This is a genomic window from Nocardia sp. NPDC047648, assembly GCF_040642815.1.
Lineage (GTDB): Bacteria > Actinomycetota > Actinomycetes > Mycobacteriales > Mycobacteriaceae > Nocardia > Nocardia gamkensis.
Genome location: NZ_JBEYSX010000003.1, coordinates 432,035 through 447,252 on the forward strand (window position 1 = coordinate 432,035; position 15,218 = coordinate 447,252).

The window sequence follows — 15,218 nt, forward strand, 5'->3', positions numbered from 1 at the left end:
GTCACGAACCGTCCTCCCCGTTCGATTGAATTGTGGACCCGCACCGATGCGAGTCCCCATCACGATAGTGGTCCCGCCGACCGCGATCGGCACAGCACGGACATAGCGCACATCCCGCGCAAAGAACCGGGTACACCACACAAAGAGGCACCGCGCAGTTGCCGGGTCGGGGGTCTGGCAACTGCGCGGAGCCGACCTGTTTATCGGACCGTCGCGGGCGGCGTTACACCCGCGAGCCCGACCGTGATCGATCCCACGCGGGAGAATCGAACCGGACGATCCCGCCGCAACACTTCGCATACGCAAGGGAGATGGATGGCATGCAGCTGGGAATGATCGGCCTCGGCCGGATGGGCGCGAACATCGTGCGCCGCGTCCTCGAGGACGGGCACACCGCGGTCGGATACGAACGGCGCTCCGCCCACATCGACGAACTGCGCGCCGAGCTCGGTGACGGCTTCCGGGGCAGCACCGATCTCACCGAGTTCGTCGGCATGCTGGAGACCCCGCGCGTGGTCTGGGTGATGATCCCGGCCGGCGCGACCGGGGCGGTGATCGAGCAGGTCGCCGAACTGCTCGAGCCGGGCGACATCGTCATCGACGGCGGCAACAGCCGCTACCACGAGGACCTCGAGCGCGCCGCGAAGCTGCGGCCCAAGGGCATCCACTACGTGGACATCGGCACCTCGGGCGGGGTGTTCGGCCGCACCCGCGGCTTCTGCCTGATGATCGGCGGCGAGTCCGAGCCGGTGAAGCACCTGGACCCGCTGCTGAAATCCATCGCGCCGGGCGTCGGTGCGGCGGAGCGGACCCCGGGACGCACCGGCGAACCGTCCACCGCCGAACTCGGTTACCTGCACTGCGGGCCGGTGGGTGCGGGTCACTTCGTGAAGATGGTGCACAACGGCATCGAATACGGGGCGATGGCGGCCTACGCCGAAGGATTGAACGTGCTGCGGCGAGCCAACTACGGGGCCGAGCACACGGGCGAGTTCTCCGCGGAGGAGACGCCGCTGGAGCACCCCGAGTACTACCAGTACGACCTCGACGTACCGGAGATCACCGAGGTGTGGCGGCGCGGGTCGGTGGTCGCGTCCTGGTTGCTCGATCTCACCGCCGCCGCACTGCACGCGGACCCGAACCTGGATTCCTACAGCGGCCGGGTATCCGATTCCGGCGAGGGCCGCTGGACGATCGATGCCGCCATCGACACCGGCGTACCCGTGCCCGTGCTGTCGTCCGCCTTGTTCGCGCGATTCTCCTCGCGGGGCGAAGCGCTGTACGCGGACAAGGTGCTCTCGGCGATGCGCAAAGCCTTCGGCGGGCATCTCGAACTGCCCGGCGAGTAGGCGAAACGCGAAGGTGGTCCGGCCGGAAATCCGATCGGACCACCTTCGTGGTGTGCGACTACGCCCGCGGTCAGCGCTCCAGGATGGCGACCACGCCTTGGCCGCCTGCGGCGCAGATGGAGATCAGCGCGCGGCCGGAGCCCTTCTCGGCCAGCATTTTCGCGGTGGAGGCGACGATACGGCCACCGGTCGCGGCGAAGGGGTGGCCCGCGGCCAGCGACGACCCGTTGACGTTGAGCTTGCTGCGATCGATCGACCCGAGCGCGCCGTCGAGGCCGAGGCGCTCCTTGCAGTAGGCGTCGGACTCCCACGCGGCCAGGGTGGCCAGCACCACCGAGGCGAACGCCTCGTGGATCTCGTAGTAGTCGAAGTCCTGCAGGGTCAGGCCGTTGCGGGCGAGCAGGCGCGGCACCGCGTAGGTCGGCGCCATCAGCAGGCCGTCGGGGCCGTGGATGTAGTCGACCGCGGCGACCTCGCTGTCGACCAGGTGGGCCAGCACGGGCAGCTTGTGCTCGGCGGCCCACTCCTCGCTGGACAGCAGCACCGCGGAAGCGCCGTCGGTCAGCGGGGTGGAGTTGCCCGCGGTCATGGTCGCGTCGCCCGCCTTGACGCCGAAGACCGGCTTCAGCGTCGCCAGCTTCTCGATCGAGGAGTTCGGGCGCAGGTTGTCGTCCCGGGTGAGGCCGAGGAACGGCGTGATCAGGTCGTCGAAGAAACCGCGGTCGTAGGCGGCCGCCATGTTCTTGTGCGACAGGTAGGCCAGTTCGTCCTGCGCCTCGCGCGGGACACCGAACTCCTTGGCGGTGATGGCGGCGTGCTCACCCATGGACAAGCCGGTGCGCGGCTCGGCGTTGCGCGGGATCTCGATGCCGAGCATGCTCGGGCGCAGCTGGCCGACCAGCTTGAGGCGGTCTTTGCCGGTCTTGGCGCGGTTGGCGTCGAGCATCCACTCGCGCATGCCCTCGCTCACCCCGATCGGAGCGTCGGAGGTGGTGTCGGTGCCACCGCCGACACCGGCTTCGATCCGGCCCGCGGCGATCGCGTCACCGACGGTGACGATCGCCTGCAGTCCGGTGCCGCAGGCCAGTTGCAGGTCGTGCGCCGGGGTGTATGGGCTCAGCTTGCTGCCGAGCACGCTCTCCCGGATCAGGCCGTGCTCGCCGACCCGCTTCAGCACTGCGCCGCCGACGACCATGCCGAGCCGCTCGCCCTGCAGGCCGAAACGGCTCACCAGCCCGTCCAGCGCGGCGGTGAACATGTCCTGGTTGGAGGCGCGGGCGTACGCCTTGTCGGAGCGAGCGAACGGAATCCGGTTGCCACCCACGATCGCGACCGGACGGGTGGTCTTACCGGTCTTGGCGGTGCTCTTCGCCGAACGGGCTTTGCTAGTCACTCGAGTCTCCAAGGTCTCGTGGATGGATGTCCCGGCGGCCCGGTCGAGCGCGGACATTCCGCACTGCTCGGCGCCCCGTCGCGGTTGTTTACATTAAACTTACTCTGGAGTAAGTTTAATGTCGATACGTACCCCCGCAAAAGTGCGCCAGCAAACCATGCCGGGGCGACCCCAGACCCGAGAGACAGAACTCAGAAAAGGTAGGAATAGTGGCAGCCAGCAAGAGCAAGGGTGCTCCCAACCTCTATGGATCGTTCGTACACTCCGCACCTGGCGCGTTCCTGGCCAGCAAGCTCGGCCTTCCGAAGCCGGAGGCACTGCGCCGCTACGTCAAGGGTGAGCCGCCGCTGTCGGGCCCGGTGCTGATCGGCGGTAAGGGCCGGGTCGCCGAGCCGGTGCGCGCCCTGCTGTCGGACTACGACTTCGCCGACGCGCTGAGCCAGGGCACCAAGTACGGCGCCCTGGTGTTCGACGCCACCGGCATCGGCTCCATCGAGGACCTCTCCCAGCTGTTCGAGTTCTTCCAGCCCGCCCTGCGCAGCCTCACCGCGTCCGGGCGCATCGTGGTCATCGGCACCACGCCCGAACTGGCGGGCGGCGTGGACGAGCAGATCGCGCAGCGCGCGCTGGAGGGCTTCACCCGCTCGGTGGCCAAGGAATTGCTGCGCGGCTCGACCGCTCAGCTGGTCTACCTGCACCCCGAGGCGTCCGCCGCGGCGACCGGCCTGGAATCGACCCTGCGCTTCCTGCTCTCGGCGAAGTCGGCGTTCGTCGACGGCCAGGTCATCCGGGTCGGCAAGGACGACGCGAGCGCACCCGCCGATTGGGACCGCCCGCTGGCCGGCAAGGTCGCCGTGGTGACCGGTGCGGCGCGCGGCATCGGCGCGACCATCGCCGAGGTGTTCGCCCGCGATGGGGCCCAGGTGATCGTGGCCGACATCCCGGCCGCGGGCGAGGCGCTGTCGCAGACCGCGAACAAGGTGGGCGGCACCGCGCTCGCGCTCGACGTGACCGCGCCCGACGCGGCGGAGAAGCTGGCCGAATTCGCCACCGAGCGGTTCGGCGGCATCGACATCATCGTGCACAACGCGGGCATCACCAGGGACAAGCTGCTGGCCAACATGGACGAGGGCCGCTGGAACTCGGTCATCAACGTGAATCTCGCCGCGCCGCACCGGATCACCGAGGGCCTGGTGGCCAGGGGCGCGCTGAAGGAGGGCGGTCGCGTGATCGACGTGTCCTCGATCGCGGGTATCGCGGGCAACCGCGGCCAGACCAACTACGGCGCCTCCAAGGCGGGTGTCATCGGCATGGTGAACGCCGAGGCGCCGAAGCTGGCGGAGAAGAACATCACCATCAACGCCGTCGCGCCCGGTTTCATCGAGACCGCGATGACCGCCGCCATCCCGTTGGCCACCCGGGAAGCGGGACGACTGATGAGCTCGCTGCTGCAGGGCGGCCAGACCGTCGACGTCGCCGAGACCATCGCCTACTTCGCGAGCCCGGCGTCGAACGCGGTGACCGGCAACGTCGTCCGGGTGTGCGGGCAGAGCCTGATCGGAGCATGATGACCCAGGCTCCGGCAGGCAAGGAGAAGACCCAGGTGATCACCCTCACCGAACCGCCGAAGAACAGCCGCCTGTTCGTCAAGGCGGCGATCGGCGCGGTGCCGCTGTTGTCGGCGCGCAAGCCGGCGCTGCCGGACCGGGCGGTTCAGCTCGACGGGTTGCGGGTGGACCCCGATCACCTGGCCGCCTACTGCCGCGCGACCGGTTTGCGGTTCGGCGACGCGCTGCCGCTGACCTATCCGTTCATCCTCACCTTCCCGCTGGCCATGCAGCTGGTGGTGGCGCGGGACTTTCCGTTCGTCGCGGTGGGCGCGGTGCACGCGCAGAACGTCATCGAGCGGACCCGGGACATCTCGGTGAGCGAGCCGCTGGACATCCGCACACACATCGAGAACCTGCGTGAGCACCCGAAGGGCCTGCTCGTGGACGCGATCAGCGATGTGAAGGTGGGTCGCGAGCTGGTGTGGCACCAGGTCACCACTTTCCTGCACCAGCAGCGCACCTCGTTGTCGGGCGGTCCGAAGCAGGAGCCGAAGCCGGACGAGGTTCCGCCGCCTCCGCTGCGCACGCTGCGGGTGGATCAGAAGACGATCACCCGGTACGCGGCCGCGTCCGGAGACCACAACCCGATCCACACCTCGGCGTTGGGCGCCAAGGCGTTCGGCTTCCCCCGGTCGATCGCTCATGGCATGTGGTCGGCGGCGACCGTGCTCGGCGCGGTCGAGGGCCGCATTCCGGAGCAGACCACGTACTCGGTCAAGTTCGGTAAGCCGATTCTGCTGCCCTCCACCGTCAACCTGTATGCCGATCAGGCCGAAGGCGGTTGGGACCTGGCGCTGCGCCATCCGAAGAAGGGGTACCCGCATCTGACGGCGACCCTGCGCTGAACAAGCCGGAGCCGCATTCCGCTTCGCGTGAATCGGAATGCGGCTTCGCGCTTTCCGGTGACATCGGCCTGCCTGCCGCCGCGCGTCCGTCGGGCACCGATCAGCAGTCGCATCCGCAGTCGCAGCAGTTGCAATCCCCGCAATCGCAGCAGCCGCAGTCACACTCGCCGCAATCGCCGCAATCGCAGTTCTTGATCCACGCGTCCTTGCGTTCACCGGTGCACGGTTGCGTGTGGTCGGCGCAGCACGCGTAGCCGGTGCAGTAGCCGCCCAGCACGAGCGTGAGGGATTCGCCGATACCCGGGCGACGAGTCGGCGGACGGTGGCCGCTTCTTCCGCGAGCGTGCGCGCGGAACTCGGCGTCGGGCGACACCGCGCACGTGTGGGCGGCGAGTGCGCCGAGCCCGCCGCCGAGCCGGCGCAGCACCGCGGTCAGCGGGTCGAGCAGCATCCAGCGGACGGTGGGTACCCGGCTGAGCTCGGCCGCCGCCACGGCGGCGCGCAGGCTCGAATTCGATTGCCGGAGCAGTTCGTAAGCCTCGGGCACGGTGGTGCCGGTAGCCGCGAGGGGGTTGAAGCGGTCATGAGTGGCGTCGTCGTCGTAGTCGGCGACGGCGTCGGCCAGGTGCGCGATCCGCCCGAACTGCCAGCCCGCCTCCCGCAACGCGTCGATATTGTCCGAACGATCGGCCAGCACGGCGGTATGCGCGAAGAACGCGGACGCGCACAGCTGGGTCGGCGCGGTCAAGCGATCCAGCGGATCGGCCGACGGCGCCATCGCCGAGCGCCAGTGCGGCGAAGCGGCAAGTAATTCCGGCACCGATCCCGCGCCCGAACCACCCACGGCGACCAGCTCTTTCGCTTCCTGCTCCAAGCGCACCTGCGCGTCGAGCGCCGCGATGAGCGGCTCGACGTCCAGGCCGATCCGCGCCGCGCCCGCGCGCGCCTCCCGGTTCCATCGCGTCGCGGCTTTCGCCAGCGGCCTGCGGGCGATCGCGGAGACGTCACCGTCGTCCACGTGATCGCGAATCTTGGCCGATGCCAGCAGCAGTGACGCTGTGGTGGCGAGCTGGACGCCGGGTGAGTCGGCGGTGACCACCGACGCCCGGCGCATCCCGCGCAGCGGACACGGCGCCGCGGTGGTGCGTGCCGCGGAACCGGACTGCGCCTCGGTGAGCATGCTCAGCACCAGCGCGTCTTTGTTGGTGGTGGCGCGAGCGAATTGACCGTGCCCGTCCCGCAGCCCGAGACACAGACCGCACAGATGCGCCTGCCACTCCGCCGCATCGATTCCATACTTCTGAGCGCCGTGCGCACACGGCCTGAGCAACCCGAACACTTCCGCCCCGATCCTCCCCGGCTCGATCGCGTGAGCCGGCCCGCTGTTTTGCGAACTCACGCACTGTGGCAGGAGGGCGGCGCCGAAGCAACCGAAACGGGCAAAAGGAGGGCTACTCGGTTTTCTTCCGACCGGCCAGACCGCGCCAGGCCAGATCGTCGAGGAGGTCGACGGCCTCGGCGACCTCGATCCGGCCGCTGGCCAACCGGTCGGCGATGGCCTCGCCCGCGCCGATCACGGCAACCGCGACAACGTCGAAGTTCGTCCCGGGCTCGGCGTGCTTGGCGCTGGATTCCAGCAGTTTGGCGGTCAGCTCGATGACGCGTTCGCGCGCGTTCTCGATCTCCGAGGCGAATGCTTGCTGGCCGATGGCCTGCCGGTAGAGCACCTGCCAGGAACGCCGGTTGCGGTCGACGAAGCCGAGGAAGCCCTCCAGCGCGGTGCGCACCTGCTCGTGCGGGGTGAGCAGCGGGTTGCCCGCGGGCGCGACGGATTCGATGAAGCGCAACCCTTCCCGCTGGATGCAGGCGCGGAACAGTTCGTCCTTGGAACCGTAGTACAGATACAGCATCGGTTTGGAGATCTTCGCCTCGGCGGCGATCGCGTCCATCGACGTGTCGTGGAAGCCTTTACGCGAGAAGACCTCCACGGCGGCGTCGAGCATCTGCTGCTCGCGTACCGCCCGCGGAAGCCGCTTCGTACCGCCCGCCATCCACACTCCTACCACAGGTGAATCTCATATATTACTCCAAGGTAAGTTCCGGCGGTCCGATTTGCTCACCGGTCGCCCGACTCGGCCGTGCGGCGCGCCTCAGCAGCGCGGCAACGCACCCTTGAACGCGGCCACACGCAACACCGACGCGTCCACCCGCGCCATCGGCAGCCGTCCGCTCGACACCGCCTGCTCCAGCCGGTCGAGCACCTGCGGCACCGCGTCGGTGGTGATCCACAAGGCGCTGTCCGCACCGGCGACCAGCGCGGCTTCCACGGCGTCTTCGATCGACATCCGGCTGGTGATCGCCGCCATGCCGCCGAGGTCGTCGGTGAAGATCGGGCCCTGGAACGGCGCGGCGCCGTAGCCGCTGCCGTCGCGCAGCAACCGCATCGCCTCCGGGCTGATACTGGCCGGGACATCCGGTGTGGTCAGACCGGGCACGTCCAGGTGGCCGACCATCACGGCCGCGCCCGAGCCGATCAGGTTGCGGAATGGCATCAGGTCCACCTGCTGCATCTGGTCCAGCGGCGGGGTGCGCACCGCGCCGGTGTGCGAGTCGCCGGATCCGGAGCCGTGACCGGGGAAGTGCTTCATCACGGTGCCGACGCCGACCTCGCGCATCGCGCGGATGTAGGCGTCCGCATAGCGGGTGACCACGTTCGGATCGTCGGAGAAGGAGCGGTCGCCGATGACCGAGTCGTCCGGCTGGGAACTGACGTCGACGTCGGGGGCGAAGTCCACCGTCACGCCGAGATCCTTCAGCGCACGGCCTCTGGTCACCGTCGCGTCGTAGAACTGCTCGGGGGTCATGGTCTGCGCCGTTTCCCGCGCCGACGGAGCCGCGCCGATCAGGTCGCGCACCCGCGAGACCCGGCCGCCTTCCTCGTCGATGGTCACCATCAGCGGCACCTTGGCGGCCTGCTTCACCTGTGCGATCTGGCCGGAGGACAGCAGCGCCTGGTCGGTCCATCCGCCCACGAAGATGCCGCCGATCTGCTCGTCGCGCACCACGTTCGTGGCGTCGTCGGCGCCGGTGACGCCGACCGTCAGCAACTGCGCGAGTTTCGCGCGGGTGGTGAACTGAGCGAGATACCCCGCGTTGCAGTCCGGCGGCGCCGCGCTGGTGACGGGAATCGCCGCGGTGGTCGCTTCGGGCGTGGTGGTGCTCGATGACGCCGACTCGTTGGAGCCGCCGTTCGAGCAGGCAGTCGCGACGGCGGCGAGAACGGTGAGGACGAGCAGAGGCGTCTTCCGCATAGAGGTCAACCGTACTCGTGGTGACGTGCGCGACCGCAGTCGCTACGTCGCTACCGGACGGGTAACTCACGCACCGGTACCGAATCGTTGTCTCGCACTCGGCCGTACCGGACCGATGGGTCACCGCCTTGTCCGCATCGTGATTTCGGCGGCCGCCATTCGCAGGGCCCGCCGTCGCATGCGGGCGAGTCGCCCGGGAGACTGCTCAGACGCAGCGGATCGCGGCGCGAGGCGTTTACGCAGGTCACACCACTTGACAAGCCGGTTCACCCGGGCTTGCGCGGGGTAATCTCGAGGTGTCGCCTGTGTCTCCCTCAGGAGGTCATCGTGCCCTGCGATCTGATGCTCATCGCCTACGACGGCTCCGAGAACGCCAAGCGGGCCGTCGAATACGCCGGGCGATTTCTCAGCGCGAACCGCGCCGTCGTGCTGACCGCCTGGGAGCCCATGGTGCGTCAAGCCGCTCGCCTGTCCGGGCTGTCGGGTGTCATGCAACCGGAATGGGTGCCGGACGACGAGATCGAGGACATCGCCTACGTCGACGCGCGCGCCACCAATGCCGAGGGCGTGCGGCTGGCCGAACTGGCGGGCCTGAACGCCGAGGCGCGCACCGCGGAATGCACCACCACCATCTGGAACGCCATCGTCGATTGCGCAGACGAACTGGACGTCGACATCATCGTCGCGGGCACGCGGGGCGCCACCGGGATCCGCGCGCTGCTGCACAGCAGCGTCGCCGACGCCGTCCTCAGGCATTGTCACCGCCCGGTCCTGCTCGTCCCGCCCGGCAAGAATTCCTGACCCGCGCCCGGCGTGAGATCTGGATCGCTCCACCGCGATGGGGCGCGGCGACGGGGCTAGGTTGGGGTCATGGATGGGTTCCTGCTTGCTCGGGCCGACGGGGTTGTTCGGGGTCATGGGAGCCGGGTCTTCTTCGACGACGCGCGACGCGCGCGGGCCGCGCTGCGGGACGGCCGGGCGCGGCTCGTGGTCGGCGCGCTGCCCTTCGATCCGCGCGAGCCCGCGGCGCTGAGCGTGCCGGAGCGCGCCGTGCACACCGCGGGTCCATGGCGGCCCGCCGCACTGCCCGACCTGCCCGCGGTACGCGTGGTGACCGAGATACCGAGCCGGGCGGAGCATGTGGCGCGGGTGACCAAATTGGTCGAGCAGCTCAACGATCCCGGGCAACCGTTGCGCAAGGTGGTCGCGGCGCGTTCGGTGCTGGCCGAGGCACAGTCCGCGCTCGACCCGGAGGTCGTCGCGGGGCACCTGCTGACCAGGCACCCGCACGCGAACGTCTTCGCGGTCGATCTCACTCCGGCCGGACGCCCCGGCGCGACGCTGGTGGGCGCGACGCCCGAAGTGCTGATCGCCCGGCAAGGCGACCTGGTGACCTTGCGCCCGCTGGCCGGCACCGCGCCACGGCTGCTCGATCAAGGCGCCGATGCCGCGCAGGCCCGAGAACTACTGGCCAGCACCAAGAATCGCGACGAGCACGCGTTCGTGATCGACTGGATCCGGGAGCGGCTCGGACCGGTCTGCGCCGAACTGTCGATTCCGCAGAGCCCGGAGCTGGTCAGCACCCCCGAGGTGTGGCATTTGGCGACGCCGATCACCGGGCGCCTGCGCGACACCACGATCACCGCGCTGGACCTGGCGTTGCTGCTGCACCCCACGCCGGCGGTCTGCGGCACTCCCACCGATCTGGCGCTGGACGCCATCACACACATCGAGGACGACCGCGGTTTCTACGGAGGCGCCGTCGGCTGGTGCGCGGCGGACGGCGACGGCGCCTGGGTGGTCGCCATCCGCTGCGCGGAACTCTCGGCCGACGGTCGTACGGTGCGGGCGTACGCGGGCGGCGGCATCGTCGCGGCCTCCGATCCGCAGACGGAACTCGACGAGACCACCGCCAAACTGCGCACCCTGCTCGGCACGCTGCACTGCGCTCTTCCCACCCACTGACGCACCCGCCTCCGAGTGATCCGGCGCGTGGTCCACAGGGCCGGCCGAAGCGTGCTCACCGGAGATTCCCCGGCCTGAACGCATACAAATACCGGACGTCCTGCTAGGTTGGCCGGGAACGTGCCTGCATCGACGTATTGGAGTGCCGCGATGAAGTTTGCTGTCCCGGGTGTTGCGAGTGCTGTCGCGGGCGCCGTGCTGGGCGTGCTCAGTGTCTTCCTCATCACCCTCGCGGTGCAGCAGAACTCGCGCCCGGAAATCGACCGCAGCGGCGACAAGGACTCCTCGCTGCTGAACAACGTTGAGTACGGCAGCCGCTGACCCGCTGACCTCCGCTTCAACCGCGAATTCGTTCGGATCTTCCGCGGCGCCGGGGCAGCACAGCACCGCGCCGCTGGGCAGACGTTGGTTCGCCGCGACCGTCCTCGCGGCGTTCCTGCTGACCTTCGTCCAGGCGCCCGGACTCACGGTCGCCGATACGAAATACGACCTGGCGCAGAATCCGCTCGGCTTTCTCGCGCGCGCCGCACATCTGTGGAGTAGTCAGGCGCCGATGGGCCAGGTGCAGAACCAGGCCTACGGATACTTCTTCCCACACGGCGCGTTCTTCTCGCTCGGTCATCTGCTGGGCGTGCCCGCCTGGGTGACGCAGCGGGTCTGGTGGGCGCTGCTGCTGCTCGCCGGTTTCTGGGGGATCGTGCGCCTGTGCGAGGCGCTCGGCATCGGAACGCGCGGGTCGCGGGTCGTCGCCGCGCTCGCGTTCGCGCTGTCGCCTCGGGTCCTGACCACCGTCGGGTCGATCTCCTCGGAGACACTGCCGATGATGCTGGCGCCGTGGGTGCTGCTCGCACCCGCCGCGCTCGGCGTCGCCGGGCGCGCCCGGCGGCGGGGTGGCGCGGAGTCGCCCGCGGGCAGTGCTCTGGCGCTCGCCCTGATGGGCTCGGTCAACGCGGTCGCGACGGTAGCCGCCTTCCTGCCCGCGCTGCTGTGGTGGGCGGCTGCCTCGCCTGCGCTCGCCCCGGCGCGACGCGGCTCCCATCGGCCGGATCGCCGTTGGTGGCGTTTCACCGCGGCGTGGATTCCGCTGCTGGTGCTGGCCACGTTCTGGTGGGCGGTTCCGCTGCTGCTGCTGGGCAAGGTGAGTCCGCCGTTCCTGGACTACATCGAGTCGTCGGGGGTGACGACGCAGTGGGCCTCGCTGGGCGAGGTGCTGCGCGGCACCGACAGCTGGACCCCGTTCGTCTCGCCGGAACGTATAGCGGGCGCGGTATTGGTGACCCAGCCGGCGGCGGTGCTCGCGACCGGGCTGGTCGCGGCGGCGGGCATGGCCGGCCTGGCCCTGCGATCCATGCCGTACCGAGGCAGGCTCGTCCTGATCCTGTGTGTCGGGCTGGTCGGCATCTGCGCCGGATTCGTCGGTGAGCTGAGCGGCCCGTTCGCCGAGTCGGTACGCGTCTTCCTCGACTCCGGGGGCGCTCCGCTGCGCAACGTGCACAAGCTGGAGCCGCTGATCCGCATCCCACTCGTGCTCGGGTTGGCGCAGTTGCTCGCCCGGGTTCCGCTGCCCGCCTCCGTTCCTTTCCGGGTTTGGCGCGGCGCGTTCGCGCATCCGGAGCGGGACCGCGCGGTCGCGGTGGCGGCGCTGATCCTCACCGCGCTCGCCCTGTCCAGCTCACTGGCCTGGACCGGCAAGCTCGCGCCGCGCGGCGCCTACGACCGGGTCCCCGCGTATTGGCAGCAGACCGCGGACTGGCTCGCGAACAATGCCTCCGACACCCGCGCCCTGGTGGTGCCCGGTGCCCCCTTCGGCAGCCAGATCTGGGGACTCACGCGCGACGAACCGCTGCAAGCGCTGGCCCGAACGCCGTGGGCGATCCGCGACGCGGTGCCGCTGAACCCGCCCGGCACCATCCGCGCGATGGATTCGGTGCAGCGGCTCATCGCCGACGGCAGGCCCTCGGCGGGCCTGGCCGCGACGCTGAGTGCTCAGGGCATCGGCGTCGTCGTCCTGCGCAACGATCTCGACCCGGAGACCTCCCGATCGACCCGGCCGATGCTGGCCCACCAGGCGCTCGACGAGTCGCCCGGTCTGCGCAAGGTGGCCGAGTTCGGCAACCCGATCGAATCGGTGGTGCTCGCCGACGGCTTGGTGGCCGACGGCGACCTGCGCCCGCCGTATCCGGCGGTCGAGATCTACCGGGTCGACGCGCCTGCGCGGGGCACACCCGCCGAGGTGCGCGGCGGTACCGGTGCGCCGGAGGCGTTCCCCGGCGCGTATACCGTCCCGCTGGGCGATGTTCCGGTGGTCCAGGGCGGACCCGAAGTGTTCGAGCGGATGCGCCGCGACCCTGCCGCCGCCCGGACGCCCGGCTTGCTCGCCGCCGACGCGATCGGGGCCGGGTTGCCGATCGGCCCCGTGACGGTCACCGATACGCCGATGGATCGCGAAGCCGATTTCGGCCGGGTGGACAACCACAACTCGGCGTTGCGCGCCCCCGACGACGCGCGCCGCACGCACAATCTGGTGCCCGACTATCCGGTGCCCGGCGCGGAACTGGTGCGCGGCGAATGGTCCGGCGCCACGATCACCGCGTCCAGTTCGGCCGCGGACGCCACGCAGCTCGGCGGCGCCGCGCCGGGAAGTTCCACCGCGGCCGTCGTCGACGGCGATCCGGCCACCGCGTGGATCAGCAACGGCATCGAACGCGCGCTCGGACAGTGGCTGCGACTCGATCTCGACCATCCGATCCAGACCGGGCAGCTGAAACTGACCACCAGTTCGGCCGCCATCGGCGACCCGGTCAAATGGATCGAGGTGCGCACCGCGAACGGCACCGTCTCCGTCCGGGTGCCCGAACCCGGTGCGCCGGTCTCGGTTTCGCTTCCCGCCGGCCGCACGGACTGGCTGACGATCACCGCCATTCGCACCGAAGGCGGATCGGGTGGTGGGCAATTCGGCATCAGCGAACTCGCGTTGGACGACTATTCGGTGCGTAACGCGCCGGTCCGCGTCGATATCAGGCATCGGACCGTGGTTCCGTCCGCTCCAGCGGGCGCGCGACTGCGCGGCTGGGATCTCGGTCAGGAATTTCCCGGCCGCAGCGCGTGTTTCGACGCACCCGACCGGGTGCGTTGCAGCAAAGGTCTCGCTCTGGCCCCGGAGGAACCCGGCGCGTTCCAGCGCACCCTGACCGTCCCGGAACCGATGTCGGTCGCCCCGGAACTGACCGTCCGCACCAGGCAGGGCCCGGCCCTGGAGGCGCTGCTCACCGACCACGCCAGGCCGGTGGCCCGGGGCAAGGCCGACGTCGGCGACTTGCGCGGGGCCGCGTTCGCCGCGACCGACGGCGATCCGCGCACGAGCTGGACCGCGCCCGAGGCCTCGGTGCGCGAGCCGACCGGCGGCAGGCCGACGCTCACCCTCGAGCTGCCCGAGCCCACGCTGGTGACCGGCCTCGAGCTGACCCCCTCGCTCGGCGGCCTGCCCGCGACACCCACCTCGGTGACGGTGAATCTCGGGGACGGCCCGCAGGTGCGTGAACTCGAGGACGACGACTCGGGCACACCCATCCGAATCTCCCTGCATCCCACCGTGACCGACCGCATCGAACTCAGCATGCGAACCTGGCGGCCGGTGCTGGACCGGACCGCGCTCGGGTTCGTCCAGACCCAGCCGCCAGGACTGGCGGAGGTGACGGTGCTGGGACCGGACTACCCCCCGGCCGCCGCACTGGACCGCGAGATCACCGTGCCGTGCGCGCTGGGGCCGACGATCGATGCGGGCGGTCGGACGCTGCGCACGTCGGTCACCGCCACCGTCGGCGAATTGCGCTCCGGCGCACCCGTTCCCGCCCGGGTGTGCACCGACGGCGCGGGCGAGCCGGAGGCCGGGATACCGAGCGAGTTCGCCCTGCCGCAGGGCCGGGCCGACGTGGCGGTCGGGCCGACCGACCTGTTCTTCGTGGATCGGCTGCGCTTGCACCGAAGCGGGACGGAAACCGCGGCGGCACCCGCGCCGGAGGCGGGCACGCGACTGCTCGTGCTGCCGCTGAGCACCAACGTCGGATGGCGTGCGACCAGCGCGGACGGCCATGTGCTGAAACCGGTGGTGGTGGACGGCTGGCAGCAGGCCTGGCTGCTGCCAGCCGACGCCACCGGCCCGGTGACGATCGCTTTCCCGGACGACCGGTGGTACCGCCTCGGCATCTTCGGCGGCCTGCTGCTGCTCCTGCCGCTCGCGGTTCTGGCCTTCCCCCGCCGCGCGCGGCCGGGTACCACCCGGGCCGAGGCGGGCAGAGCGGAATCGGAGGTGCCCGCCGAGCAGCCGGATGCGAGCGCCGATGCTAGCGGTACCTGGGGCCGACGCTGGATGGGCGCGCTAGGGCTCACCGGTGCGGCCACCGTGATCGCGGGCCCGGTAGGGGCCGCCGCCACGGTGATCGCCTTGGCCGCAACCCGTTTCACGCGGTATGTCACCCCGCGTGCGCTCGTCGTAGTGGCGGGCGCGGGCACCATGCTCTCCGCCGCCGCGCTGTCCACGGGCCCGTGGCGCTCGCCGGACGGTTATATGGGCGGTTCCGTGCTGGTGCAGCTGCCCGCGTTGCTCGCGATCATCGCGGTGGGCATCGCGGCGCTGCCCCGGCCGAAGCACGCCGATCGGGCCGGTGCGAGCGGGGCGGACGAGCCGCATTCCCCGACGGTCGGGGACTGACGGGCCGCACCGATCGACAACCCCACCGCACCCG

The 15,218-nt window shown here is 70.2% G+C and carries 11 protein-coding genes; 7 read left to right on the forward strand and 4 right to left on the reverse strand.

The window, feature by feature from the left end:
- The first annotated feature begins 320 nt into the window (after positions 1 to 320).
- A complete protein-coding gene (gnd, locus tag ABZ803_RS10670; RefSeq protein WP_357035133.1) occupies positions 321 to 1,349 on the forward strand; it encodes a phosphogluconate dehydrogenase (NAD(+)-dependent, decarboxylating) in 1,029 nt (342 codons plus the stop codon).
- 70 nt (positions 1,350 to 1,419) lie between these two features.
- On the opposite strand, the gene ABZ803_RS10675 is transcribed toward gnd, so the two are convergent.
- Positions 1,420 to 2,742: an acetyl-CoA C-acetyltransferase gene (locus ABZ803_RS10675; RefSeq protein ID WP_040870928.1), complete on the reverse strand. Its 1,323-nt coding sequence runs from the start codon at positions 2,740 to 2,742 to the stop codon at positions 1,420 to 1,422.
- Between the two features lie 209 nt (positions 2,743 to 2,951).
- Here ABZ803_RS10675 and ABZ803_RS10680 point away from each other — a divergent pair, with 209 nt between their 5' ends.
- Positions 2,952 to 4,310 (forward strand): 3-oxoacyl-ACP reductase, encoded by a 1,359-nt coding sequence (locus ABZ803_RS10680; RefSeq protein WP_357035136.1) that lies wholly within the window; start codon positions 2,952 to 2,954, stop codon positions 4,308 to 4,310.
- Positions 4,307 to 5,197, forward strand: a complete 891-nt coding sequence (locus tag ABZ803_RS10685; protein ID WP_357035139.1) for a MaoC/PaaZ C-terminal domain-containing protein — start codon at positions 4,307 to 4,309, stop codon at positions 5,195 to 5,197. The genes ABZ803_RS10680 and ABZ803_RS10685 overlap by 4 nt, the downstream gene beginning before the upstream one ends.
- 100 nt (positions 5,198 to 5,297) lie before the next feature.
- Here ABZ803_RS10685 and ABZ803_RS10690 read toward each other — a convergent pair whose 3' ends face one another.
- The 3 genes from ABZ803_RS10690 to ABZ803_RS10700 form a co-directional block, all read right to left on the reverse strand.
- On the reverse strand, positions 5,298 to 6,536 hold the full coding sequence (locus ABZ803_RS10690) for a DUF5685 family protein (RefSeq protein WP_357035142.1): 1,239 nt from the start codon (positions 6,534 to 6,536) through the stop codon (positions 5,298 to 5,300).
- A gap of 112 nt (positions 6,537 to 6,648) precedes the next feature.
- Complete coding sequence (locus tag ABZ803_RS10695) at positions 6,649 to 7,248, reverse strand: TetR/AcrR family transcriptional regulator (RefSeq protein ID WP_040870930.1); 600 nt, start codon at positions 7,246 to 7,248, stop codon at positions 6,649 to 6,651.
- A gap of 99 nt (positions 7,249 to 7,347) precedes the next feature.
- On the reverse strand, positions 7,348 to 8,508 hold the full coding sequence (locus ABZ803_RS10700) for a glycoside hydrolase family 3 N-terminal domain-containing protein (protein WP_357035145.1): 1,161 nt from the start codon (positions 8,506 to 8,508) through the stop codon (positions 7,348 to 7,350).
- 327 nt (positions 8,509 to 8,835) lie between these two features.
- Between ABZ803_RS10700 and ABZ803_RS10705 the strand changes: the two genes are divergently transcribed.
- The 4 genes from ABZ803_RS10705 (at position 8,836) to ABZ803_RS10720 (ending at position 15,184) form a co-directional block, all read left to right on the forward strand.
- On the forward strand, positions 8,836 to 9,309 hold the full coding sequence (locus ABZ803_RS10705) for a universal stress protein (RefSeq protein ID WP_357035148.1): 474 nt from the start codon (positions 8,836 to 8,838) through the stop codon (positions 9,307 to 9,309).
- A gap of 69 nt (positions 9,310 to 9,378) precedes the next feature.
- Positions 9,379 to 10,473: an isochorismate synthase gene (locus ABZ803_RS10710; RefSeq protein ID WP_357035151.1), complete on the forward strand. Its 1,095-nt coding sequence runs from the start codon at positions 9,379 to 9,381 to the stop codon at positions 10,471 to 10,473.
- Between the two features lie 150 nt (positions 10,474 to 10,623).
- Positions 10,624 to 10,794, forward strand: coding sequence for a DUF2613 domain-containing protein (locus ABZ803_RS10715; RefSeq protein ID WP_083864100.1), 171 nt, complete (start codon positions 10,624 to 10,626; stop codon positions 10,792 to 10,794).
- 73 nt (positions 10,795 to 10,867) lie between these two features.
- Positions 10,868 to 15,184, forward strand: a complete 4,317-nt coding sequence (locus tag ABZ803_RS10720; RefSeq protein WP_357035436.1) for an alpha-(1->3)-arabinofuranosyltransferase — start codon at positions 10,868 to 10,870, stop codon at positions 15,182 to 15,184.
- Positions 15,185 to 15,218 lie beyond the last annotated feature (34 nt).